General features: G+C 72.8%; 24 protein-coding genes. 16 read left to right on the plus strand and 8 right to left on the minus strand.

Features of this window, described 5'->3' with window-relative positions:
• Positions 1 to 444 precede the first annotated feature (444 nt).
• The 10 genes from ACFY8U_RS27965 (at position 445) to ACFY8U_RS28010 (ending at position 9,489) form a co-directional block, all read left to right on the plus strand.
• Positions 445 to 1,488 carry a ParA family protein gene (locus tag ACFY8U_RS27965; RefSeq protein ID WP_229818740.1) on the plus strand — a complete coding sequence of 348 codons (1,044 nt, stop codon included), beginning with the start codon at positions 445 to 447 and terminating at the stop codon, positions 1,486 to 1,488.
• Positions 1,485 to 1,970 carry a hypothetical protein gene (locus tag ACFY8U_RS27970; RefSeq protein WP_389575404.1) on the plus strand — a complete coding sequence of 162 codons (486 nt, stop codon included), beginning with the start codon at positions 1,485 to 1,487 and terminating at the stop codon, positions 1,968 to 1,970. Before ACFY8U_RS27965 ends, ACFY8U_RS27970 begins: the two co-directional genes overlap by 4 nt.
• 47 nt (positions 1,971 to 2,017) lie before the next feature.
• Positions 2,018 to 3,334: a segregation/condensation protein A gene (locus ACFY8U_RS27975; protein WP_389575053.1), complete on the plus strand. Its 1,317-nt coding sequence runs from the start codon at positions 2,018 to 2,020 to the stop codon at positions 3,332 to 3,334.
• Complete coding sequence (gene scpB, locus ACFY8U_RS27980; protein ID WP_389575055.1) at positions 3,331 to 3,939, plus strand: SMC-Scp complex subunit ScpB; 609 nt, start codon at positions 3,331 to 3,333, stop codon at positions 3,937 to 3,939. The genes ACFY8U_RS27975 and scpB overlap by 4 nt, the downstream gene beginning before the upstream one ends.
• Complete coding sequence (locus tag ACFY8U_RS27985; RefSeq protein ID WP_361608319.1) at positions 3,939 to 5,054, plus strand: pseudouridine synthase; 1,116 nt, start codon at positions 3,939 to 3,941, stop codon at positions 5,052 to 5,054. Before scpB ends, ACFY8U_RS27985 begins: the two co-directional genes overlap by 1 nt.
• 134 nt (positions 5,055 to 5,188) lie before the next feature.
• On the plus strand, positions 5,189 to 5,842 hold the full coding sequence (pnuC, locus tag ACFY8U_RS27990; protein WP_361608317.1) for a nicotinamide riboside transporter PnuC: 654 nt from the start codon (positions 5,189 to 5,191) through the stop codon (positions 5,840 to 5,842).
• Positions 5,839 to 6,918 (plus strand): AAA family ATPase, encoded by a 1,080-nt coding sequence (locus ACFY8U_RS27995; RefSeq protein ID WP_389575058.1) that lies wholly within the window; start codon positions 5,839 to 5,841, stop codon positions 6,916 to 6,918. Before pnuC ends, ACFY8U_RS27995 begins: the two co-directional genes overlap by 4 nt.
• Positions 6,915 to 7,664: an NUDIX domain-containing protein gene (locus tag ACFY8U_RS28000; RefSeq protein WP_389575061.1), complete on the plus strand. Its 750-nt coding sequence runs from the start codon at positions 6,915 to 6,917 to the stop codon at positions 7,662 to 7,664. The genes ACFY8U_RS27995 and ACFY8U_RS28000 overlap by 4 nt, the downstream gene beginning before the upstream one ends.
• Entirely contained in the window at positions 7,661 to 8,695 is a 1,035-nt protein-coding gene (locus tag ACFY8U_RS28005; RefSeq protein WP_389575064.1) for an ADP-ribosylglycohydrolase family protein, read from the plus strand. Before ACFY8U_RS28000 ends, ACFY8U_RS28005 begins: the two co-directional genes overlap by 4 nt.
• 23 nt (positions 8,696 to 8,718) lie before the next feature.
• Positions 8,719 to 9,489: a DNA polymerase beta superfamily protein gene (locus ACFY8U_RS28010; RefSeq protein ID WP_389575065.1), complete on the plus strand. Its 771-nt coding sequence runs from the start codon at positions 8,719 to 8,721 to the stop codon at positions 9,487 to 9,489.
• Here ACFY8U_RS28010 and ACFY8U_RS28015 read toward each other — a convergent pair.
• Genes ACFY8U_RS28015 through ACFY8U_RS28025 form a run of 3 tightly spaced genes read right to left on the minus strand, consistent with a single transcriptional unit; the run spans position 9,469 to position 11,032 of the window.
• A complete protein-coding gene (locus tag ACFY8U_RS28015) occupies positions 9,469 to 10,158 on the minus strand; it encodes a DNA polymerase beta superfamily protein (RefSeq protein WP_389575068.1) in 690 nt (229 codons plus the stop codon). The genes ACFY8U_RS28010 and ACFY8U_RS28015 overlap by 21 nt on opposite strands.
• A 10-nt stretch (positions 10,159 to 10,168) precedes the next feature.
• Positions 10,169 to 10,651: a Rieske 2Fe-2S domain-containing protein gene (locus ACFY8U_RS28020; protein WP_389575071.1), complete on the minus strand. Its 483-nt coding sequence runs from the start codon at positions 10,649 to 10,651 to the stop codon at positions 10,169 to 10,171.
• A 45-nt stretch (positions 10,652 to 10,696) separates the two neighbouring features.
• Entirely contained in the window at positions 10,697 to 11,032 is a 336-nt protein-coding gene (locus ACFY8U_RS28025; RefSeq protein ID WP_389575074.1) for a DUF952 domain-containing protein, read from the minus strand.
• A gap of 382 nt (positions 11,033 to 11,414) precedes the next feature.
• On the opposite strand from ACFY8U_RS28025, the gene aroH reads away from it, so the two are divergent.
• The 5 genes from aroH (at position 11,415) to der (ending at position 15,917) form a co-directional block, all read left to right on the plus strand.
• A complete protein-coding gene (gene aroH / locus ACFY8U_RS28030) occupies positions 11,415 to 11,777 on the plus strand; it encodes a chorismate mutase (protein ID WP_361439259.1) in 363 nt (120 codons plus the stop codon).
• Positions 11,774 to 12,862 carry a prephenate dehydrogenase gene (locus ACFY8U_RS28035; protein WP_389575079.1) on the plus strand — a complete coding sequence of 363 codons (1,089 nt, stop codon included), beginning with the start codon at positions 11,774 to 11,776 and terminating at the stop codon, positions 12,860 to 12,862. Before aroH ends, ACFY8U_RS28035 begins: the two co-directional genes overlap by 4 nt.
• A 208-nt stretch (positions 12,863 to 13,070) precedes the next feature.
• The gene (gene cmk, locus ACFY8U_RS28040) at positions 13,071 to 13,757 is read left to right on the plus strand and encodes a (d)CMP kinase (RefSeq protein WP_361439255.1); all 687 of its coding nucleotides are present in this window, start codon (positions 13,071 to 13,073) and stop codon (positions 13,755 to 13,757) included.
• A 53-nt stretch (positions 13,758 to 13,810) separates the two neighbouring features.
• On the plus strand, positions 13,811 to 14,398 hold the full coding sequence (locus ACFY8U_RS28045; RefSeq protein WP_389575405.1) for a lysophospholipid acyltransferase family protein: 588 nt from the start codon (positions 13,811 to 13,813) through the stop codon (positions 14,396 to 14,398).
• Between the two features lie 70 nt (positions 14,399 to 14,468).
• On the plus strand, positions 14,469 to 15,917 hold the full coding sequence (gene der, locus ACFY8U_RS28050) for a ribosome biogenesis GTPase Der (RefSeq protein WP_361439253.1): 1,449 nt from the start codon (positions 14,469 to 14,471) through the stop codon (positions 15,915 to 15,917).
• An 82-nt stretch (positions 15,918 to 15,999) separates the two neighbouring features.
• Here the strand turns inward: der and ACFY8U_RS28055 are convergent, their stop codons facing one another.
• On the minus strand, positions 16,000 to 16,317 hold the full coding sequence (locus tag ACFY8U_RS28055) for a hypothetical protein (protein ID WP_389575083.1): 318 nt from the start codon (positions 16,315 to 16,317) through the stop codon (positions 16,000 to 16,002).
• A gap of 128 nt (positions 16,318 to 16,445) precedes the next feature.
• On the minus strand, positions 16,446 to 17,228 hold the full coding sequence (locus ACFY8U_RS28060; protein ID WP_361439249.1) for a hypothetical protein: 783 nt from the start codon (positions 17,226 to 17,228) through the stop codon (positions 16,446 to 16,448).
• A 194-nt stretch (positions 17,229 to 17,422) separates the two neighbouring features.
• Between ACFY8U_RS28060 and ACFY8U_RS28065 the strand changes: the two genes are divergently transcribed.
• Positions 17,423 to 17,992 (plus strand): transglycosylase family protein, encoded by a 570-nt coding sequence (locus ACFY8U_RS28065; protein WP_389575086.1) that lies wholly within the window; start codon positions 17,423 to 17,425, stop codon positions 17,990 to 17,992.
• Here the strand turns inward: ACFY8U_RS28065 and ACFY8U_RS28070 are convergent.
• From ACFY8U_RS28070 to ACFY8U_RS28080, 3 genes are read right to left on the minus strand one after another with little or no spacing between them, the layout of a single operon-like run.
• Complete coding sequence (locus ACFY8U_RS28070) at positions 17,976 to 18,635, minus strand: ATP-binding cassette domain-containing protein (RefSeq protein WP_389575089.1); 660 nt, start codon at positions 18,633 to 18,635, stop codon at positions 17,976 to 17,978. The genes ACFY8U_RS28065 and ACFY8U_RS28070 overlap by 17 nt on opposite strands.
• Entirely contained in the window at positions 18,632 to 21,193 is a 2,562-nt protein-coding gene (locus tag ACFY8U_RS28075; protein WP_389575092.1) for an ATP-binding cassette domain-containing protein, read from the minus strand. The genes ACFY8U_RS28070 and ACFY8U_RS28075 overlap by 4 nt, the downstream gene beginning before the upstream one ends.
• On the minus strand, positions 21,181 to 21,579 hold the full coding sequence (locus tag ACFY8U_RS28080) for a hypothetical protein (protein ID WP_389575095.1): 399 nt from the start codon (positions 21,577 to 21,579) through the stop codon (positions 21,181 to 21,183). Before ACFY8U_RS28080 ends, ACFY8U_RS28075 begins: the two co-directional genes overlap by 13 nt.
• Positions 21,580 to 21,676: the final 97 nt, after the last annotated feature.

Genomic DNA, 21,676 nt, shown 5'->3' on the forward strand with positions numbered 1-21,676 from the left:
GCGCACGGCCTCGAGCACGTCGAGCTGGCGAGCCTCCTGGGCTGACCTTCTTGGACGTCGCGTCAACTCGCGCCGTCAACCTCACGCATCCGGCCACTTCCGGGGCGCCGAGCAACTCGCCTCGAACGTAACCCTTTAACCGTTTCGCACACCCCCGAAACGTGCGGATGCATGCCTGCGCACCCTTGACAGAGAGGTGTTCGGTTGCCGACACATCGGGCCGGGTCCGGCGGATTGTGTTGCTGCGGAGCGGTGACACGCCATAGAGTCGCCAACCGTCGGCATGGTGCCACGCTGACCTATCGATAAATGTTCCTGGTCACATCCAAGGAGGTAAGACGACTTGTGAATGAGTCGACATTTACTCCCGGGGGCGGACAGCCAGGAATCCCTGTCGGCTCCGTCGCTGTCCGCACCTTCGCGACCAACGCGACGCATCAGCCCATGACGACAGCCCACACGATGAAGATGATGGACGGCCTACACGTGAACGCCACGGCCGGCAACGAGAGTGGCCGAGAGTCCACCCACTTCGCCGCCTACGACGAGGTGCCCGAGGGGCACTTCTACGACCCTGACGCCGAGTACGAGCCCGACCCGGAGTACGCGGCCACCCTCGCACCCGACGCTGCCCGCCAGCGCCGCGAGCGGATCGGCCCGACCGGACGGCCCCTGCCGTACTTCCCGATCCCGGGTCCGCTGACCGATCACGGACCCGCGAAGATCATCGCGATGTGCAACCAGAAGGGCGGCGTCGGCAAGACCACGTCGACCATCAACCTGGGTGCGGCGCTCGCGGAGTACGGACGGCGGGTGCTGCTCGTCGACTTCGACCCGCAGGGAGCCCTGTCGGTCGGTCTCGGTGTGAACCCGATGGAGCTCGACCTCACCGTCTACAACCTGCTCATGGAGCGGGGCATGTCGGCGGACGAGGTGCTGCTCAAGACCGCCGTGCCCAACATGGACCTGCTGCCGAGCAACATCGACCTCTCGGCGGCCGAGGTGCAGTTGGTCAGCGAGGTGGCGCGCGAGTCTACGCTCCAGCGTGCCCTGAAGCCGCTGATGAACGACTACGACTACATCGTGATCGACTGTCAGCCCTCGCTCGGCCTGCTGACCGTGAACGCCCTGACGGCGGCTCACAAGGTCATCGTGCCGCTGGAATGCGAGTTCTTCGCGCTGCGCGGTGTGGCCCTGCTGACCGAGACGATCGAGAAGGTCCAGGAGCGGCTCAACCCGGAACTGGAGCTCGACGGCATCCTCGCCACGATGTACGACTCCCGTACGGTGCACAGCCGCGAGGTGCTGGCGCGTGTGGTCGAGGCGTTCGACGACCACGTCTACCACACGGTCATCGGCCGTACCGTGCGCTTCCCGGAGACCACGGTCGCCGGTGAACCGATCACGACGTACGCGTCGAACTCGGTGGGTGCCGCCGCCTATCGTCAGCTCGCCAGGGAGGTGCTCGCCCGGTGTCACGCCGAGTGAGTCTGCCCGGCGCCGACGAACTGTTCCGTACGACCGGGGGGATGGCGCTGCAGTCCTCCTCGCCCCGTGGCCGGGTGCCGGCTCCCGCGGGCGAGAGCGACACGGAGGCGGCGGAGGGCTCGGGCTCCGGCTCGGGTTCCGCCGAGCACTCGGCGGCGCAGCCCGCGGAGCAGGCGGAGCCGCGGGCCCGCGCGACGGAGCCCGCACCGGCGTCGGCCGCGGCTCCCGCCCCGGCGCGTCGGCGCGGCCGGTCGCCGAACCGGCGGCCCAGCGGGCGTGAGCGGCACGACGAGAAGATCACGGTCTATGTCTCCGCGGAGGAGCTGATGGACCTGGAGCACGCCCGCCTGGTGCTCCGGGGGGAGCACGGCCTGGCCGTGGACCGGGGGCGGATCGTCCGCGAGGCGGTCGCGGTGGTCCTGGCGGACCTGGAGTCCCGGGGCGACGCGAGCATCCTCGTGCGCCGCCTGCGCGGCCGCTGAGGGTAGCCTGCGGGCTGCCACGCCCCCTTGCTCCTCCCTGGACCCCGATGCCCCCACCCCCTGCCGAAACGTCCCGCCCGCCGCAGCGCCGTGCCCTGGGCCGGGGCCCAGGCGCGAACCCGGCCCCGGGCCGCCAGGTGCCGGAGGAGCCCACGGAAGCGGCGGGCGCCGACGGCGAGCCGAAGCCCCTGGGGGACCCGCCGGCCGCGGAACCCCCTTCATCCGCCGCGCCCACGGCCTCCGGCCCCGTCGCGAACGCCCCCGGACCGCCCGCCGAACCTGACCTGGCGCCCGCCCCCCGCGAACCTGCCGCCGAACCCGACGCGCCTGCCGTCTCGGGCGCCGCCGCCGGACCCGACGCGCCTGCAGACGCGGGCGCGGACGCCTCCGGACGGGGCGTCGGCCCCAGCGAGGTGTCCGGCCGTGAACCGGCCGCGGGCCCCGACGCGCCCGCCGAACCCGGCACGCCCGCCGACGCGGCCGCCGCCCCCGGACCCGGCATGCCCGCCGACGCGGGCGCCGCCGCCGGACCCGGCGCGCCCGCCCGCCCCCGTACCCCCGCCGAGGCCGGTGACGACGGGCGGTTCACCGTGCGGCTGGCCAACTTCGAGGGGCCGTTCGACCTGCTCCTTCAGCTCATCTCCAAGCACAAGCTCGACGTCACCGAAGTCGCCCTCTCCAAGGTCACCGACGAGTTCATGGCGCACATCCGTGCCATGGGACCCGACTGGGATCTCGACCAGACCACCGAGTTCCTCGTCGTCGCCGCCACGCTGCTCGATCTCAAGGCCGCCCGGCTGCTGCCCGCCGCCGAGGTGGAGGACGAGGCCGATCTCGCGCTCCTGGAGGCGCGGGACCTGCTCTTCGCGCGGCTCCTCCAGTACCGCGCGTACAAGCAGATCGCCAAGATCTTCAGCGAGCGGTGGGAGTCCGAGGGCCGCCGGCACCCCCGGACCGTCGGTCTCGAGGCCCACCACGCCGAGCTGCTCCCCGAGGTCGTCATCTCCATCGGCGCCGAGGGCTTCGCCAAGCTTGCCGTGAAGGCCATGCAGCCCAAGGCCAAGCCGCAGGTGTACGTCGACCACATCCACGCCCCCCTCGTCAGCGTCCGCGAACAGGCCGGCATCGTCGTCGCCCTCCTGCGCGAGCGCGGGAGCGTCAGCTTCCGCGAGCTCGCCGACGGCGCCGACGACACCCTCACCGTCGTCGCCCGCTTCCTCGCCCTCCTGGAGCTCTACCGGGAGAAGGCCGTCGCCCTCGACCAGGACGACGCCCTCGGCGAGCTGACCGTCACCTGGACGGGCGGCGACCAGGAGACCCAGGTCACCGACGAGTTCGATCAAACCGTGGAGGAGAAGGCATGAGCGACCTCAAGCCCGCCCTCGAAGCCGTCCTGATGGTCGTCGACGAGCCGGCCACCGAGGCCCATCTCGCCAAGATCCTGGAACGGCCCCCCCGCGAGGTCGCCGACGCCCTGCGTGAGCTCGCCGACGAGTACACCGTCCAGGGCCGAGGCTTCGAGCTGCGGCTCGTCGCCGGCGGCTGGCGCTTCTACTCCCGCCCCGAGCACGCCGCCGCCGTCGAGGCCTTCGTCCTCGACGGGCAGCAGGCCCGCCTCACCCAGGCGGCCCTGGAGACCCTGGCCGTCGTCGCGTACCGCCAGCCGGTCAGCCGCTCCCGCGTCTCCGCGGTCCGCGGAGTGAACTGCGACGGCGTCATGCGCACCCTCCTCCAGCGCGGTCTCGTGGAGGAGGCGGGCGCGGAACCCGAAACAGGTGCGATCCTGTACAGGACGACGAACTACTTCCTGGAGCGGATGGGCCTGCGCGGCCTGGACGAGCTCCCGGAGCTCGCGCCCTTCCTCCCCGAGGCGGACGCGATCGAGGCGGAGACGCTGGAAGGGGTTCCGTCGTTCGATCCGGACCTTCCGGATCGCGAAGACGCAGACGACAAGACGACGGACATTTGATGCGAAGCAGCAGCGGCAGGAACAGCGGAAACAACGGCGGGAGCCGTGGTGGCAACAGCGGTGGCCGCGGCAATTACCGGGGCGCCGGCAACAGCCGTGACGACCGGCAGGGCGGCGGCAGCGGCAGCGGCCGGCCCCGCAACCCCCGCCCCGAGGAGCGCAAGTACGACGTGGGCGGCTCCGGCGGCCCCTCCGACGGACCCAAGCGGGGCCGTGGCGCCGCGGCCCGTGGTGGCGCCAAGGGCGGACCGAAGCAGTCGCCGCAGCGCGGTGGCGGCCGTACGGCCCCGGCGCGCTCGCGGGAGTACGACGCCCGTACCGAGGAGCGCAACCGGGAGCGGTACGCGAACAAGCCGGAGGTCAAGACCCCCAAGACCTTCCCCGGCGCCGAGCAGGAGGGCGAGCGGCTGCAGAAGGTGCTCGCCCGCGCCGGCATGGGCTCGCGCCGCGCGTGCGAGGAGCTGATCGAGCAGGCCAGGGTCGAGGTCAACGGCGAGATCGTGCTCGAGCAGGGCATGCGCGTGGACCCGGAGAAGGACGAGATCAAGGTCGACGGCCTGACCGTCGCGACCCAGTCGTACCTCTTCTTCGCGCTGAACAAGCCGGCCGGTGTCGTCTCCACGATGGAGGACCCCGACGGCCGTCAGTGCCTGGGCGACTACGTCACCAACCGCGAGACCCGGCTCTTCCACGTCGGCCGGCTCGACACGGAGACCGAGGGCATCATCCTCCTCACCAACCACGGTGAGCTGGCCCACCGCCTCACGCACCCGAAGTACGGCGTGAAGAAGACCTACCTGGCCGCCATCACCGGCCCGCTGCCCCGCGAGGTCGGCAAGATGCTCAAGGAGGGCATCCAGCTGGAGGACGGCTACGCCCGCGCCGACCACTTCCGGGTCGTCGAGCAGACCGGCAAGAACTACCTGGTCGAGGTCACGCTGCACGAGGGCCGCAAGCACATCGTGCGCCGCATGCTGGCCGAGGCCGGCTTCCCGGTCGAGAAGCTGGTCCGCACCGCCTTCGGCCCGATCGGTCTCGGCGACCAGAAGTCCGGCTGGCTCCGCCGCCTGACCAACACCGAGGTCGGCATGCTGATGAAGGAAGTCGGCATGTAACCCTCTCGCCGTACGCGACGAAGAAGCCCGTGACCGCCCGCCCCGGCGGTCGCGGGCTTCGTCGTGTGCGCGTCCGTACTTGTGGAGCCGACCCCCCGCCCTTTATAGTCAACATGACTCTTAAGGAGGCGGGCGTGAGCCTCGCAGACGTTCTGGAACCCTTGCAGCGACCTCTCTTCACCCTTCTGGACACCCCGGTCAGCTGGACCGAGGTCCTCGGCTTCGGCAGCGGTGCGCTCTGCGTCTGGCTGGTCGCCCGCCAGCACCTCGCCAACTGGCCCGTCGGCATCGCCAACAACCTCTTCTTCATCCTGCTCTTCACGCAGGCGGGGCTGTACGCCGACGCGGGCCTCCAGATCGTCTTCATCACCCTCGCCGTGTACGGCTGGTGGACCTGGACCCACGGGGGTGGACCAGGTTCCGACACGCTCCCGGTGCGCCGCACCACGCGCACCGAGTGGACATGGCTGCTCACGGCGGGGGTGGTGGGGACCCTCGCGCTCACCCTGCTGCTCGACCGCGCCACCGACTCGACCGTCCCCTTCTGGGACGCCGTGACGACCGCGCTCTCCCTCATGGCGACCTACGGGCAGTGCCGGAAGCGGCTGGAGTCCTGGTGGCTCTGGATCGCCGCCGACGTCGTGTACATCCCCCTGTACGCGTACAAGGAGCTGTACCTCACCTCCCTGCTGTACGCCGGCTTCCTGACGCTCTGCCTCCTCGGCCTGCGCAACTGGAACCGCGACCTCACCGCACGGCGCGCGCTCCCCGTGGAGGCGACGGCATGAAGGACTACGGACACGGCCTGGTCCTGGGCAAGTTCTATCCGCCGCACGCCGGCCACCACCATCTCGTGCGCACCGCCCGCGATCGCTGCGAGCGCCTCACCGTGCTCGTCTGTGCCTCCTCCGTGGAGAGCCTGGCCCTGGAGGACCGCGTCGCCTGGATGCGGGAGATCCACCCGGACGTCCTGGTCGTGGGTGCCGTCGACGACATTCCCGTCGACCTCCACGATCCCGATGTGTGGGCGGCCCACATGGCCGTCTTCCGGGCCGCGGTGCCCGAACCGGTCGACGCCGTCTTCACCTCGGAGTCGTACGGCGAGGAGCTCGCACGCCGTTTCGGCGCCGCGTCCGTCTGCGTCGACCCGGACCGTAGGCTCTTCCCCGTCTCCGGAACCGCCGTCCGCAAGGACCCCGTCGGCTGCTGGGACCTCCTGGAACCGCCCGTGCGCGCCGCGCTCACCCGGCGCGTGGTCGTCCTCGGCGCCGAGTCCACCGGCACCACCACCATGGCCCGGGCCCTGACCGACCACTACCGGTCCAGGGGCGGAGTCTGGGCCCGCACCCGCTGCGTTCCGGAGTACGGCCGCGAGTTCAGCGAACTCAAGCTCGCCGAACTCCGCGTTCTGCGTCCCGACGCCACCTGGGAGGACGTCACCTTCCACTCCGAGGACTTCCCGCTCATCGCCCTGCGCCAGGCCGAGCTGGAGGAGGCAGCCGCGCGGACCGGCTCGCCGGTGCTCTTCTGCGACACCGACGCCTTCGCCACCACCATCTGGCACGAGCGGTACATGGGCACCGCCAGCCCCGCCGTCGGCGAGATCGCGGCGCATGGCCGGCAGCACCTGTGGCTGCTGACGGACCACGAGGGCGTGGCGTTCGAGGACGACGGGCTGCGGGACGGGGAGCACCTGCGGCCCTGGATGACGGCACGCTTCCACACCCAGCTCGCCCACACAGGCCGCCGTACGGCCGCGCTCACGGGGCCGCACGAGGAGCGGCTCGCGGCGGCGATCACCGCCGTGGACGCCCTGCTCGCCGAGGGCTGGGACCTCGCCGACCCCCTTCCGGAGCGCCGATGACCCCGCCCAAGGCCCCCGAGGGCTACGACCCGCACGCCTTCGAGCCGTTCGCCGTCACCGTCGACCTCGCCGTCTTCACCCTCCGCGAGGACCGGCTCCACGTCCTGCTCGTCGAGCGCGGCCAGGAGCCGTACGCCGGGGCATGGGCGCTGCCCGGCGGCTTCGTCCGGCCCCGCGAGTCCGCCGAGGCCGCGGCGCGCCGCGAACTGGCCGAGGAGACCGGCCTGTCCGTGGACACCGTCGCCGGACTCCACCTCGAACAACTGCGGACGTACAGCGAGCCGGACCGCGACCCGAGGATGCGTGTCGTCTCGGTCGCCTTCGCCGCACTCGTCCCGGACGCACCCGAACCGCGCGGCGGCGGCGACGCGGCGCGGGCGCGGTGGAGGCCGTACGGGACGGGACGCACGGACGGAGCGCTCGCCTTCGACCACGACCGGATCCTCGCCGACGCGCACGAACGGGTCGGCGCCAAGCTCGAGTACACCTGCCTCGCCACCGCCTTCTGCCCGCCGGAGTTCACCCTCGGCGAGCTGCGGCAGGTGTACGAGACGGTCTGGGGCGTCGAGCTGGACCGCCCCAATTTCCGGCGCAAGGTCCTCGCCACGCCCGGCTTCGTCCAGGCCGTGGAAGGACCGCCGCGCCTCACCGGCGGACGGGGGAAACCGGCCGCTCTCTACCGGGCGGGCGAGGCCACGGCCCTCCACCCGCCGCTCCTGCGACCGGAAGGACGATCCACCCCATGACGATCCACCGCACGACGATCACCAAGCAGGCCGCCACCGGCTCCCTGATCGGACTCGCGCTCGGGGACGCGCTCGGCTTCCCGACCGAGTTCAACGACGTGCCGTCCATCCTGGCGAAGTGCGGCCCCTGGCGGCAGATGGAGCTGCCGGTGAGAGGCGGCACGGCGTACATCACGGACGACACGCAGATGACGCTCGCTTTCGCCCGCGGCATCCGCACGGCGATGGACCGGGGCGTGCTCGCCCCGCTGCGCCTCGCCCGGCCGGTCCGAGAGGAGTTCGTAGACTGGTACCACTCGCCGGAGAACAATCGCGCGCCGGGACGGACCTGCATGGTGGCCTGCCGGCTCCTCGACAGCGACCGGCCCTGGCAGGACGCCAGCCAGGTCCACTCCAAGGGCTGCGGCGCCAACATGCGGGTCGCGCCCATCGGTCTCGTGCCCGGCCTGAGCGAGGAGCAGCGGGCCGGCGCCGCCCAGCTCCAGTCGGCGCTCACCCACGGCCACCCCACCGCCCTCGCCGCCTCCGACCTGACGGCCCGTGCGGTGTACCTGCTGACCCAGGGCGTCGACCCGACCGGACTCGTCGGCCACCTGCGCTCGTACGCGTACGAGAACCGCTCCGTGTACCGCGAGAGCTGGCTGGGTGACCTGTGGACCCGCTCCCAGGACCCCTCCGCCCGGCACTTCATCGAGCGCGGCTGGGACGAGTGCCTGGCGGTCCTGGAGAAGCTGGACGCCGTGCAGCGTACGGCCGACCCGGAGCTCGACCCCTGCACGTACACGGGCGACGGCTGGATCGCCGAAGAGGCACTCGCCACCGGCCTCCTCTGCTTCCTGCTCTTCCCCGAGGACCCCGTCACGGCCCTCCGCCGCGCCGCCTGCACCCGTGGCGACTCGGACTCGATCGCCTGCCTGGCGGGCGCCTTCGCGGGTGCCCACCTCGGCGCGAGCGCGTGGCCGAAGGAGTGGGAGGAGCGGATCGAGCACCGCAGTGAACTCCTGACCCTGGGCGCCCTCTGGGACGCGTGAGCGCGCCCTGAGAAGCTGGGGCCATGACCGTCACTCTCGTACCCGAAGTCGACCTCTCCACCGTGGTCGCCGAGCAGCCCGACCCCCTGGTCTTCGCCACCGTCTCAGGAGCCCACCTCTACGGGTTCCCCTCCCGGGACTCGGACGTGGACCTGCGCGGCGCCCATCTCCTGCCGGCGGAGAGCCTGATCGGGCTGCGTGAGCCCGAGGAGACGCGCAGCCGCATAGGGGACCGGGCCGGCGTCGAGATGGACCTCGTCACGCACGATGTGCGGAAGTTCGTCCGGCTGATGCTGCGCCGCAACGGTTACGTGCTGGAGCAGCTGCTCTCCCCGTTGGTCGTCCACACCTCCGACGCCCACGCCGAGCTGGTCTCCCTGGCGCCGCGTGTGCTCACCAGCCACCACGCGCACCACTACCGTGGCTTCGCGGGGACACAGTGGCGGCTGTTCGAGAAGACCGAGGAGCTGAAGCCCCTGCTCTACACCGTCCGGGCGCTGCTCACCGGCATCCATCTGATGCGCTCGGGCGAGGTCCAGGCCCATCTGCCCACGCTCCTCGGGGAGGTCGCCGAGGCGCCCGGGTACGTGGGGGAGCTGATCGAGGCGAAGGCGGCCGCCGAGCACGGTCCTGCGGAGGTCGACCCGGCGCGTGTCCGGGACGACGTGGAGGCGCTGCACGGCGTCCTGGACGCCGCACAGGCGGCGACGGCGCTCGGCGGGGAGGCCGCGGGGGCGCTGGACGCCCTGCACGACTTCGTCGTGCGCCTCCGGCTACAGGGCGCGCAGGGCTGACGCGCGGCGGGCGCGGATCAGGAAGTCCTCCACGCGCGCGTGGTCCGGAACGGCCGGGAGCGGGGAGCGGCCGGCCGCCGCGTCCGCCTCCTCGGTGAGGCGGGCCATCCAGGACTCGACCTCCGTCCACGGGACCTCCCCGCGCTTGACCGCCAGCAGGCGGTCGCGGTCGGTGCCGACGTGGATGGTCAGTTCGCCGGTGCGCAGCAGATCGCGGCAGCTCATCAGGAGCCGCAGCAGATGCATCGCGTGCTTCCAGCGCGGGTGGCCGTACTGGCGGACGTCCGCGTCGAGCTTCCTGCGCTGGCCGCCCGCGTACCGGACGAAGGTCTGGTGCGCCTGACGGGAGAGGAACGCCTCGCGCAGCGCGACCAGTTCGCGGCCGGTCTCGTCGATGTGCTCGACGACGGGGGAGTGCAGACACTCCAGGACGTTCGGGTTCGCGCGCAGGGCCAGCTCGCAGAACCGTTCCAGCTCCCAGCTGAACTGCTCCTCCGCGGGCCCCTCCACCTGCGCCGGCGGCTTGTCGAAGCGCCAGAAGAGCGGGGTCGGCGCGAGGAAGACGCCCCGGCGATCGGTGTCACTGTCCTCGGTCTCCAGACCGAAGGCGCGCGACCCCATGACGCAGGAGTAGATCGTGTGGTCGCGCACCAGGTCTGCCGAAGTCATGCGGGCCAGGCTACGCGAGGCTGATGGAGTCCCCCGACACCGTGATCTCCTCGGCCGGGAGCGGGCGGGTGGCGGGTCCGTTGACCACCGAGCCGTCCGTGATACGGAACTTGGAGCCGTGGCACGCGCAGTCGATCGTGCCGTTCTCGACCTTGGCGACGATGCAGCCCTGGTGGGTGCAGATCGCCGAGAACGCCTTGAAGTCGTCGGCCGTCGGCTGGGTGACGACGACCTTCTCCTCCTTGAAGATCGTGCCACCGCCGACCGGGACGCCGGACTTCTGGGTGAGCGCGTCCGCGGCCGGCGCCGACGGGGACTCGGAGGGCTCCTCCGCCGATGTCGGCGGCTCGGCGGTGTCCGTGTCCGGTGCCGTCGGGCTGGCGGTCGTATCACCGTCCGAGTCGCCGTCGGAGCCGCACCCGGTGGCCAGGGCGGCGACGGAGCCCGCACCGGCCATCAGCACGGTACGGCGGGGCGTGGTGTCAGGAGTCATGCCCTACAGCTTGGTCACGCGGCCCGCCCTCGGTCCGCAACACGCCTAGATCCAGGGCGTCAGCTCCCTCGCACGGCCGTCGGGGTCACGGCGCACCTCCCAGACCGCCGTGACGGCCGCCCGCTCGATCGCCCCGTAGACGTGGGGGAAGAGCACGTCCTCCGAACCCTCCCAGCGCACCTCGGAACTCAGCCGGGTCTCGTCGATGACCAGGACGAGGAGCGGACCTGGCACACCCAGGTAGTGGGCGTCCGCGACGGTCAGGGCCGCCGTCTCGTCCGGCGAGCAGTGGACGAAGCCCTCCGAGGCCAGCGAGGGCGGGGCGTAGGGGCGATCGGGATCGGCGGACCATTCGTCCAGCGGTACGACGTGCAGCAGCATGCCGACAGTTGTATCGCGCCCGCCCGCACCCCTGACCACCCCGAGTGGCGGCATGGTCGGGTCCGGGTGACATTGGCCGTGTTCGTCACCGCACGAAAGGCAGGACGAGGCCCTGGGCCGGCACCGGTCGGAACCAGCCCGTCAGCGGTGATCGGATAGCCCAGGTCCTGCCGCAGGCCGTGGACAAGCTGACCCCCGCCGGACAGGTGCCCACGGAATCCCTGGAGGACATCATCCGCCGGCAGCGGTTGTGACGACCCGACCCACCCGGCGGCGGCCCCCTTCGTCTCGGAGGGCGGTCGCCGCGGCGCTGTGTCCGCGGGGCTGACTAGGCTGATCGGAGCACTCTCGCAGGGTTCGCAGGTCAGGTAAGGAGCACGACGTGGCGGTACGAGCGGTCCGAGGCGCCGTCCAGCTGGAACGGGACGAGGCCGGACACATGAGCGAGCGGGTCGAGGAGCTGCTCACCACCGTCCTGGAGCGCAACGGGCTGGAGCCCGACGACCTGATCAGCGTCTGGTTCACCGCCACGCCCGATCTGCACAGCGACTTCCCGGCCGCCGCCGCACGCCGGATCGGCATCGTCGACGTACCGCTGATCTGCGCGCAGGAGCTGGACATCGAGGGTGCCATGCCGAGGGTCGTACGCCTCCTCGCCCACGTCGAGTCGGAGCTGCCCAAGTCCGCGATCGCGCATGTGTACCTCGGTGCCGCGGCCGCCCTGCGCAAGGACATCGCCCAGTGAGAACCGCGCTCGTCATCGGAACCGGCCTGATCGGCACCTCGGCCGCGCTCGCGCTCGCCGGGCGCGGCATCGCCGTCCACCTCCGCGACCACGACCCGGCACGCGCGCGTACGGCGGCGGCGCTCGGCGCCGGCACGGACGAGGCGCCCGAGGGCCCCGTCGACCTCGCGATCATCGCCGTTCCCCCGGCGCACGTGGCCACCACGCTGGCCGCGGCGATGCGGGAGAGGGCCGCGCGCGGCTACCTGGACGTGGCGAGCGTCAAGGGCGGCCCGAAGCGGGAGCTGGAGGAGCTGGGCCTCGACCTCACCGCGTACATCGGGACCCACCCGATGTCCGGCAAGGAGCGCTCCGGCCCGCTCGCGGGGAGCGCGGACCTCTTCGAGGGACGGCCCTGGGTCCTCACGCCGACCCGCGACACCGACACCGAGGTCCTGAACCTGGCCCTGGAGCTGGTCGCGCTCTGCCGCGCCGTCCCGGTCGTCATGGACGCGGACGCCCACGACCGGGCGGTCGCGCTCGTCTCGCACACCCCGCAGCTCGTCTCCTCGATGGTCGCCGCGCGCCTGGAGGAGGCGGACGAGACGGCGGTACGGCTGTGTGGGCAGGGCATCCGTGACGTGACCCGGATCGCGGCGTCCGACCCGCGCATGTGGGTCGACATCCTGTCGGCGAACCCCGGTCCGGTCGCGGACGTCCTCTCCGGGGTCGCGGCGGACCTGGACGAGACGGTCCGGGCGCTCCGCTCGCTCCAGTCCACGGACGAGGAGAAGCGCCGCGAGGGCACGAGCGGTGTCGAGGACGTCCTGCGCCGCGGCAACGCGGGGCGCGCACGGGTCCCGGGCAAGCACGGAGCGGCTCCGACGCAGTACGAGACCGTCGCCGTCCTCATCAGCGACCAGCCCGGCGAGCTGGCCCGCATCTTCGCGGACGCCGGCCGGGCGGGCGTCAACATCGAGGACGTCCGCATCGAGCACGCGACGGGCCAGCAGGCGGGCCACGTCCAGCTGATGGTCGAGCCCGCGGCCGCCCCGACGCTCGGCGCGGCACTGAGGGAACGGGGCTGGGCGCTCAGGACGGGGTGACGAACGAGCGGGACGGGGTGACGAACGAGCGAGGCCGCCTCGCCCCGCAGGCCCGCCCCGGGCCCGCCCCGTGGGTCGGCCCCTGATCGCTCCCCGGGCACCCGCCCGCGGGGCGTCCGCGACCGCTCGGCCGAATGGGTTCCCGGGACTCGGTAACCTTGTGTAGGCCGCGCATGTCCGCGAGGCCGCACCCGCTGACCCCAGGAAGGTGTTCCCCACCGTGGAAACCGTGATCGTCGCCATCGACGGGCCCTCCGGCACGGGCAAGTCGAGCACCTCGAAGGCGGTTGCCGCCAAGCTGGGGCTGAGCTATCTGGACACCGGTGCGCAGTACCGGGCGATCACCTGGTGGATGATCAGCAACGGCGTCGACATCGACGACGCCGAGGCCGTGGCCAACGCCGCCGCCAAGCCCTTCATCGTCTCCGGCACCGACCCGGCCCGGCCGACGATCACCGTCGACGGCGCCGACGCCGCCGGGCCGATCCGTACCGAAGAGGTCACCTCCAAGGTCAGCGCCGTCAGCGCCGTCCCCGAGGTACGGGCCCGGATCACCGAGCTGCAGCGGTCCATCGCCAAGGAGGCCAAGGGCGGCATCGTCGTCGAGGGCCGCGACATCGGCACCACGGTCCTCCCGGACGCCGACCTCAAGATCTTCCTCACCGCGTCCCCCGAGGCCCGTGCCGCCCGCCGTTCCGGCGAGCTCAAGGGCGTCGACGTGGCCGCCACCCGGCAGGCCCTGATCAAGCGGGACGCGGCCGACTCCAGCCGCAAGACCTCGCCGCTCGCCAAGGCGGACGACGCGGTCGAGGTCGACACGACCGAGCTCACGCTGGACCAGGTCATCGAGTGCGTCGTGACGCTCGTGGAGGAGAAGAGGGCGGCCGCGCAGTGACAGAGCCCTCTCCCAAGGGCGCCGCGGTCGGGCGTGGCATCGGCATCGGGCTGATGTACGGCCTGTGGAAGCCGCGCGTCCTCGGCGCCTGGCGGGTGCCGGCCGCCGGACCCGTCATCTTCGCCGTCAACCACGCGCACAACATCGACGGCCCCATGCTCATGGGCACGGCCCCCCGCCCGGTGCACTTCCTGATCAAGAAGGAAGCGTTCGTCGGACCCCTGGGACCGTTCCTCGAAGGCATCGGGCAGGTCAAGGTCGACCGGGACAGCACCGACCGTACGGCGATAGCCAACGCGCTCGCGGTCCTGGAGCAGGGCGGCGTCCTCGGGATCTTCCCCGAGGGCACCCGGGGCGAGGGCGACTTCGCCTCCCTGCGCGCCGGGCTCGCCTACTTCGCCCTCCGCAGCGGGGCGCCCATCGTTCCGGTGGCCGTCCTGGGAAGTTCCGAGCGCCGCGGACGGTTGGTCAAGGCACTGCCTCCGCTGCGCAGCCGCGTCGACGTCGTCTTCGGTGAGGCCTTCGAGGCCGGCGACGGCAGCGGCCGGCGCACCCGCAGTGCGCTGGACGACGCCACCGTACGTATTCAGGAGCGGCTGACCGCCCACCTGAAGAACGCCAGGCGCCTCACCGGGCGCTGAGCGAGACTCTGAGTAGTGGGCCCCGGGGCTCGGGGACCCACCGACCACGAATGATCAAGGAACGGACTTCATGAACGACCAGCACGACCACGGGGCACTTGGCGACGCCGAGTACGCGGAGTTCATGGAGCTCGCCGCGGAAGAGGGCTTCGACATCGAGGAGGTCGAAGGTGCGATCGAGGAGGCAGGGCACGGCCCGCTCCCCGTTCTCGCCGTCGTCGGCCGCCCCAATGTCGGCAAGTCGACCCTGGTGAACCGGATCATCGGCCGCCGTGAGGCCGTCGTCGAGGACAAGCCCGGCGTCACCCGCGACCGCGTGACCTACGAGGCCGAGTGGGCCGGCCGCCGCTTCAAGGTCGTCGACACCGGCGGCTGGGAGCAGGACGTCCTCGGCATCGACGCCTCCGTCGCCGCCCAGGCCGAGTACGCCATCGAGGCCGCCGACGCCTGTGTCTTCGTCGTGGACGCCACCGTCGGCGCCACCGACACCGACGAGGCCGTCGTCAAGCTGCTGCGCCGCGCCGGCAAGCCCGTCGTCCTCTGCGCCAACAAGGTCGACGGCCCCTCCGGCGAGGCCGACGCCACCGCCCTGTGGTCCCTGGGCCTCGGCGAGCCGTACCCGGTCTCCTCGCTGCACGGCCGCGGTACGGGCGACATGCTCGACGCCGTCCTGGAGGCCCTGCCCGAGGCCCCCGCGCAGACCTTCGGCAACGCCGTCGGCGGCCCCCGCCGTATCGCGCTCATCGGCCGCCCGAACGTCGGCAAGTCCTCGCTCCTGAACAAGGTCGCCAACGAGGACCGCGTGGTCGTCAACGAGCTGGCGGGCACCACCCGCGACCCGGTCGACGAGCTGATCGAGCTCGGCGGCAAGACCTGGAAGTTCGTGGACACCGCCGGTATCCGCAAGAAGGTCCACCTCCAGGAGGGCGCGGACTACTACGCCTCCCTGCGTACCGCCGCCGCGGTCGAGAAGGCCGAGGTCGCCGTCGTCCTGATCGACACCACCGACAACATCTCGGTCCAGGACCAGCGCATCATCACGATGGCGGTCGAGTCGGGCCGCGCGCTCGTCATCGCCTACAACAAGTGGGACGAGCTCGACGAGGAGCGGCGCTACTACCTGGAGCGCGAGATCGAGACCGAGATGCAGCAGGTCGCCTGGGCGCCCCGGGTCAACGTCTCCGCCAAGACCGGCCGGCACATGGACAAGCTCGTCCCGGCCATCGAGACCGCGCTCGCCGGCTGGGAGACCCGTGTCCCCACCGGCCGGCTGAACGCCTTCCTCGGCGAGCTGGTCGCCGCCCACCCGCACCCGATCCGTGGCGGCAAGCAGCCCCGCATCCTCTTCGGTACGCAGGCGGGCACCAAGCCGCCCCGGTTCGTGCTCTTCGCCTCCGGCTTCCTGGAGGCGGGCTACCGCCGCTTCGTCGAGCGCCGCCTGCGCGAGGAGTTCGGCTTCGAGGGCACGCCGATCCACATCTCGGTGCGGGTCCGCGAGAAGCGCGGCCGCAAGAAGTAGTCGGTTCGGCGAGTACGACAACGGCTGAGGGCCGGGGCGATGTGCCCCGGCCCTCAGCCGTTCCTGTGTCCCCTCCAGACGCCTACAGGCCCCTGCGGGGTCCCGGCGGGAGCGCCGCCGGAACGTGGTGCTGCGCCGACCACGCCACCGGGTGCGCGGTGTGCCGGTGTCCGTAGCTCCCGTAGAGCCCGCTGCTCACCGGCGTCCCGAAGGCCCGGAAGCCGAGATCCTCCTCGCCGCTGCGGTCACCCGGCAGCGTGCGGAAGGACCGGCGGTACTCCGAGTACAGAGCGTCGTAGATCGGCGTGGCCGACTGGCCTGCCGTGACGTCCTGCGCCGGGCGCATGGACGGGATCTGACTCGGATGGGGCTGGCGGGGGGGTGGGTCGTAAGTGTGCACGTATCTGCCAACGACCCCGCCCTCCGTCGGATGCGGGCGGCTCTCCGAAAGAGAAGGCCGCCGGGGCCTGGGCACGGTCGGACCTCCCGGAACGTACGCCGGTCCTATGCCCGTACGCCCGTGACCCGTCACGTGCCGGCCAGCGGCATCGCGGCGGCGACCAGACGGCCGTTGGCGGCGGCCTTCTCCAGGGCGTCCCGCAGCAGGTCCTCGCGCGGCTGCTGGCCGATCGACCCGACAGGGGCGGCGAAGACCAGGACCGTGTGCGACTTGTTGGCCGCCGCGCGCCAGCCCTCGGTGACCTGGAGCGGCTGGTGCGCCTGCCACCAGGCGGCCTGACCGGTGCCGCCCGTGCCCGGCTGGAGCACGGAGTGCAGCTGGCCCATGGCGACGAGCACGGACCAGCCGGGGAGGGTGCCCGGCTTCTGGTTCACGTCGGCGATCGGCTGGAAGCCCTGCTCGATCAGGAGCGGCAGGAACTCGTCGCTCAGGCCGTCCGTGCCCGGGCGGGCGACCGGCGCGGTCGGTTCGACGACCAGGGCCGGGTGCAGTTCGCCCTCGATCAGGACGAGGCCGCTGGTGACGCCCAGGACCGCCTGCTCGGGGTGGGCGGCGCTCAGCTCGTCCGCCGCGTCGGTGGCCGCGATGGAGCGGACGGCGCCCTGGAGCTGTTCCTCGGCGACCTTGACCACCTGGGACGGGATGCAGCTGGCGTGGGCGAACGCCAGGACGGCGGTCTCCTCGCCGACGAACAGCACCGTGCTCGTGCGCTCCTGCTCGGAGTCGCCCGGCGTGCGGCAGGAGGTGCAGTCGTAGCTGCCCGGGGCGTTGTCGCCGGCCAGCAGCCGGTCGGCTTCTTCGTCGCCGATCTCGGCGCGTACGTCCTCGCTGACGTCGAGCATGCGCGGCACGGGGGACTCCCTGGACTCGGTGCGTGCGACGCCGGGCGGTTCCCGGCTCGTCTCATGCCGAGTTCAACGGGGAAGGCTCGGCCGGGGTCACGCGTCCGGGTGCGGCAACTTGTGTGACTCCGACCGGGTGGGTGATGCGCGTCCTCCCGCGCGGCACGGGTCCGGCGGGGCCGTCCACTGCCTAGCCTGCCGCGATGTCGAAGATCAGATTGTGGGCGGCCGGTGCCTCCGCCGCGGCGCTGATGGCCCTCGTCCCCGCGCCGGCCCAGGCACAGGCCCCGCACGTGTCCGCCGCCCGCGCCCACACCCCCGGCCAGGTCCCCGCGTACGCCTGCGCCAAGGACCAGTGGCCGTGGGGCTGCGTCGCCGAGTGCGAGAGCGGCGGCCGCTGGCACATCAACACCGGCAACGGCTACTACGGCGGTCTCCAGTTCTGGCAGCCGACCTGGGAGGAGCACGGGGGCCTGCGGTACGCGAAACGGGCCGACCTGGCGACCCGGCAGCAGCAGATCACCGTCGCGGAGCAGGTCCTGCGCACCCAGGGGTGGGCGGCCTGGCCGGTCTGCTCCAAGCGGTACGGGCTGAGCGGGCGGGCGCACGTGGTCCAGCCGGGCGACACCCTCAGCTCGATCGCCCGGCGGTTCAAGATCGCGGGCGGCTGGCAGGCGCTGTACAAGGCGAACCGGAGCCTCATCGGGGCCGACCCGAACCGGCTCCTCGTCGGAACGATGCTGCGGATCGCCCCGCTCACCGCCGCGCGGTGAACCCGGCGGCTTCCCCGCTGAAGGCGAGGGAGCCACGGCGCAGTTCGTGCAGCAGCGTGCCGGGCGGCAGCCCGGGCGGGGGCCGCTGTTCGGCGAGCACGACGGCGGCGCCGCCCGGCCGGGCGAGGGCGGCCAGAAGCTGGTACGTACGCGTGGCCACCGCGGGCGACATGCCGAGGGAGGGCTCGTCGACCAGGACCACGCGGGCGGGGGTCACCAGGGCCCGGGAGAGCGCGAGCATCCGGCGCTCGCCGCCGGAGAGGGTGCCGGCGGGGCGCGCGAGCAGGGGGAGGAGCTCGGGGTACGCCGCGAGCGCCTTCTCCCGGTCCCCGGGGGCCAGGTCCAGGTTCTCGGCGACGGTGAGCGTGGCGTACACCGCCCGCAGATCCGGTACGAAGCACAGTCCGCGCCGCGCACGGGCGTGGGCGTGGAGGCGGGTCACGTCGTCGCCGCGCCACAGGACCCGGCCGGAGGCCAGGGGCACGGTGCCGGCGAGTGCGCGCAGGGCGGTCGTACGGCCGGAGCCGTTACGGCCGACGAGGACGGTGATCGTCGCGGTCGGGACGGGCAGGTCGAGGCCGTGCAGGGCTTCCAGGGGGCCGTAGCGGACGCGGGCGGCGCGCAGCGCGATCTCGACGCTCATGACACGATCCGGCCTCCCTCCATGGTGTGCACGGTGTGGGCGATGCCGGCGACGAGGTCCGTGTCGTGCTCGACGAGGAGGACGGTGAGGCCGTCGGCGGCGAGGGCGGCGAGGATCCGGGCGAGCGCGGTGGTCTCCTCGGTGTCCAGACCGGCGGAGGGCTCGTCCAGCAGCAGGGTGTGCGGGCCGCCGGCGAGGGCGCGGGCCAGCTCGACCCGGCGGAGGGTGCCGGTGGGGAGGTCGGCCGCGGGGTGATGGCGGACGGAGCCGGAGAGGCCGAGGAGACGGAGGGCCTGTTCGGTGTGGGCGGGGGACCGGTGACGGCCCTGCTCGGCGCCGAGACGGACGTTGTCCTCGACGGTGAGGGACGGGAAGACCGCGAGCTGCTGGAAGGAACGGGCGACGCCGAGCCGGGTGCGGGCGTGGGCGGGTCGGGAGGTGATGTCGGCGCCGTCGAGCGTGACGCGTCCCCCGGTGGGGCGGAGGGTGCCGGCGAGGCAGTCGAAGAGGGTGCTCTTGCCGGCGCCGTTGGGGCCGACGAGGGCGGTGACGTGGCCGGGGGTGAGGGCGAGGGTGACGTCCGTGAGGGCGGTGAGGCCGCCGGGGTAGGTGAGGGTGAGGCGGTGGGCGGCGAGGCGGGCGGGCCTCGCGGGGGCCGGTGGGGGTGCCGTGCGGTGGGCCGGGGACGGCCAGTGGGGGTGCGCCCGTCCTTCGTCCGGCCTGGGGCTCCCACCCGCACCACCAGAAGGGGACCCGCCTGCGGGTGGTGGACCGCCGTCGGCGGCCGCAGATGTCCGTCCTCGTGTGGGGAGCCAGGACGTCAGCGGGGGTACCCGGCCCACCAGGGCCGCCAGGACGCCTACTGCCGCCGCTGCCACGCCGCCCCTCGTGCCCGCGTCCAGGCCTACCAGGAGGGCCGCGGCCGCCAGGGGGGAGAGGAGGCTGTCGGCGCCCAGGACGACGATTGCGGCGAACCAGAGCAGGCCGCGGACCGGGTCGTACGCCTCCGGGTCGAACGCGCGCAGGCCCATGCCCAGGAGGCCGCCGCCCAGGGCCGCCAGGGCCGCGCCCAGGACGAAGGCCAGGACCTTGAGCAGGCCCACCCGCACCCCGGACGCCTCCGCGCCCCCCTCGTGGTCGCGCAGGGCGGCGAGCGCCCGGCCCGTGCGGCCCCGGCGCAGGGCCGCGACGAGGACGAGGCAGCCGGCCAGGACCACGAGCTCCAGCGCGTAGTAGCGGCGGTCGTCGGCGAAGCCCGCCGGGCGCCCCAGCTCCAGGCCGGCCGTCGCGTACGGCTGCGCGAAGACGAACCGGCTCACCGCCACCCCGACGGCCAGCGTCACGAGCGCCAGGGCCAGGCCGTGCCGCCGGATCGCCGGCCACCCCGTCAGCAGGCCCAGCGGGGCCACGATCAGCACGGCCAGCGCGAGCGCGAGCAGTTCCGGCAGACCGCCCGCCGCGAGCAGCGCCGTGAAGAGCGCGCCCAGACCCGCGTACGCCGCCTGGCCGAGCGCGATCTGCCCGCCCCGGCCCGTCACCACCACCAGCGAGAGAAGCACGATCGCCAGCGCGGGGACCTGGACCGCCGTATGCAGATCCGTACCCGCGAAGCCCAGAGGAAGCAGGAAGAGCACACCGACCGTGAACCACACGCCCGGCGGCGTGCGGGGAGCGACGCTCGGCGGCGGCAGAGCGTCCTGGCCACGCCCGCCGACGCCCGGCATGACCAGCGCGGCCACAAGGAGGGCCAGCACGAAGAGGTTCGCCCCCACCGCCTGTACCAGCGGCCCCGCCCAGCCCTCCGGGTGAAGTCGGGTCAGCTGCGCCTGCGCCACACCCAGCGCGAGAGCCGTCACGATCGCGACCGGCAGGCTCCGCATCCGGGCCACCACCGCGACCGCGATCACCTCGACGACGAGGAGGGGCATCCCGTACGGGTCGAGCCGTACGTACGGGGCGAGCAGCACCCCCGTCAGGCCCGCCGTGAAGGCGCCGAACGCCCACCCCGCCGCCGACACCCGGTCCGCGTCGATCCCGCCCAGCATCGCCAGCGGCCGGTTGTCCACCACGGCCCGCAGCTCCCGCCCGAACCGGGTCCAACGGGTCACCGCCCCCACCGCCACGGCCAGCAGGACCACCGCCGCGAGTTGCGCCCACGGGTCGTCACCGAGCAGCACCGGCGCGTCCGCCCGCGCCCCGGTGCCCCACACCAGCGCCGCCCCGCCCACCAGCAGCACGAAGACACCGATGGAAGCCACCAGCGTCTGCGCCGGGTTGGAGCCGAGGAGCGCCAGCGGCCGGAACACCGCCCGGTCGAGGGCGAGGCCGATCCCGGGCGCGACCACGAGGAGCGTCACCGGCGCGGCCAGGGAGAGCGGCCAGTCCCACTCGACCACCAGTTGCCGCAGCACGTACGCGCAGACCATGGCGATCGCCCCGTGTGCCAGGTTGAGCACGCCGGTCGCGCGGTACGTGACGATCAGTCCGATGCCGGTGAGCGCGGCGGCGCTGCCGACCGCGAGCCCGGCGAGCGTGAGGTCGTACGTCAGAGAGGCCACGGCTCACACACCGGACACGGGTCGAGCTCCGCGTCCCCGGCCGGTTCGGCGTCCGCCCGGCCCGCCACGAGCGGGCAGTCGGGCCGGTGGGCGAGCGTCCCGCCCGGCACCCGGACCGGTGGCTCGTCCGACGAGGGCGGGCGCGTGTCCTCCGCGGCCTCGGCGGGCGGGGCGGTCCTGCGCACCGGAACCCGGCCGGCCGCCGCGACCAGCACCGCCCCGGCCACGATCAGCGCCGCCCCCGGCACCGTGCACGAGGCGAGGAAGGGCAGTTGCCGCTCGGCGAAACGCTCGCCGGAGATCCCGTACCACCCCAGGACGCAGAGCACCGCGCCGCCGGCGGCCGCCGCGAGGCCGGCCCACATCAGTACCCGGGATGTCGGCACGGGACCTCCTCGCCTCTGCCCCCGAACTCGCCCGACCCTCGAGCGACTCGCCCTTGATGTCACCTTCCTTGCACTATGCCCGTAATCGGCCCACCCT

Source organism: Streptomyces sp. NPDC012508, assembly GCF_042902595.1.
Taxonomy (GTDB): Bacteria; Actinomycetota; Actinomycetes; order Streptomycetales; family Streptomycetaceae; genus Streptomyces.

Coding starts and splice junctions, on each gene's coding strand:
- ACFY8U_RS28025 (WP_389575074.1), bottom strand. CDS start 11,032: ATGCTGCTGCACGTCGTACCGCTGGACGAATGGTCCGCCGATCCCGAT.
- scpB (WP_389575055.1), top strand. CDS start 3,331: ATGAGCGACCTCAAGCCCGCCCTCGAAGCCGTCCTGATGGTCGTCGAC.
- ACFY8U_RS28015 (WP_389575068.1), bottom strand. CDS start 10,158: ATGACTTCGGCAGACCTGGTGCGCGACCACACGATCTACTCCTGCGTC.
- ACFY8U_RS28045 (WP_389575405.1), top strand. CDS start 13,811: ATGTACGGCCTGTGGAAGCCGCGCGTCCTCGGCGCCTGGCGGGTGCCG.
- ACFY8U_RS27985 (WP_361608319.1), top strand. CDS start 3,939: ATGCGAAGCAGCAGCGGCAGGAACAGCGGAAACAACGGCGGGAGCCGT.
- ACFY8U_RS28065 (WP_389575086.1), top strand. CDS start 17,423: ATGTCGAAGATCAGATTGTGGGCGGCCGGTGCCTCCGCCGCGGCGCTG.
- ACFY8U_RS27995 (WP_389575058.1), top strand. CDS start 5,839: ATGAAGGACTACGGACACGGCCTGGTCCTGGGCAAGTTCTATCCGCCG.
- ACFY8U_RS28005 (WP_389575064.1), top strand. CDS start 7,661: ATGACGATCCACCGCACGACGATCACCAAGCAGGCCGCCACCGGCTCC.
- ACFY8U_RS28000 (WP_389575061.1), top strand. CDS start 6,915: ATGACCCCGCCCAAGGCCCCCGAGGGCTACGACCCGCACGCCTTCGAG.
- ACFY8U_RS28020 (WP_389575071.1), bottom strand. CDS start 10,651: ATGACTCCTGACACCACGCCCCGCCGTACCGTGCTGATGGCCGGTGCG.
- ACFY8U_RS27975 (WP_389575053.1), top strand. CDS start 2,018: ATGCCCCCACCCCCTGCCGAAACGTCCCGCCCGCCGCAGCGCCGTGCC.
- ACFY8U_RS28070 (WP_389575089.1), bottom strand. CDS start 18,635: ATGAGCGTCGAGATCGCGCTGCGCGCCGCCCGCGTCCGCTACGGCCCC.
- der (WP_361439253.1), top strand. CDS start 14,469: ATGAACGACCAGCACGACCACGGGGCACTTGGCGACGCCGAGTACGCG.
- ACFY8U_RS27965 (WP_229818740.1), top strand. CDS start 445: ATGACGACAGCCCACACGATGAAGATGATGGACGGCCTACACGTGAAC.
- ACFY8U_RS28010 (WP_389575065.1), top strand. CDS start 8,719: ATGACCGTCACTCTCGTACCCGAAGTCGACCTCTCCACCGTGGTCGCC.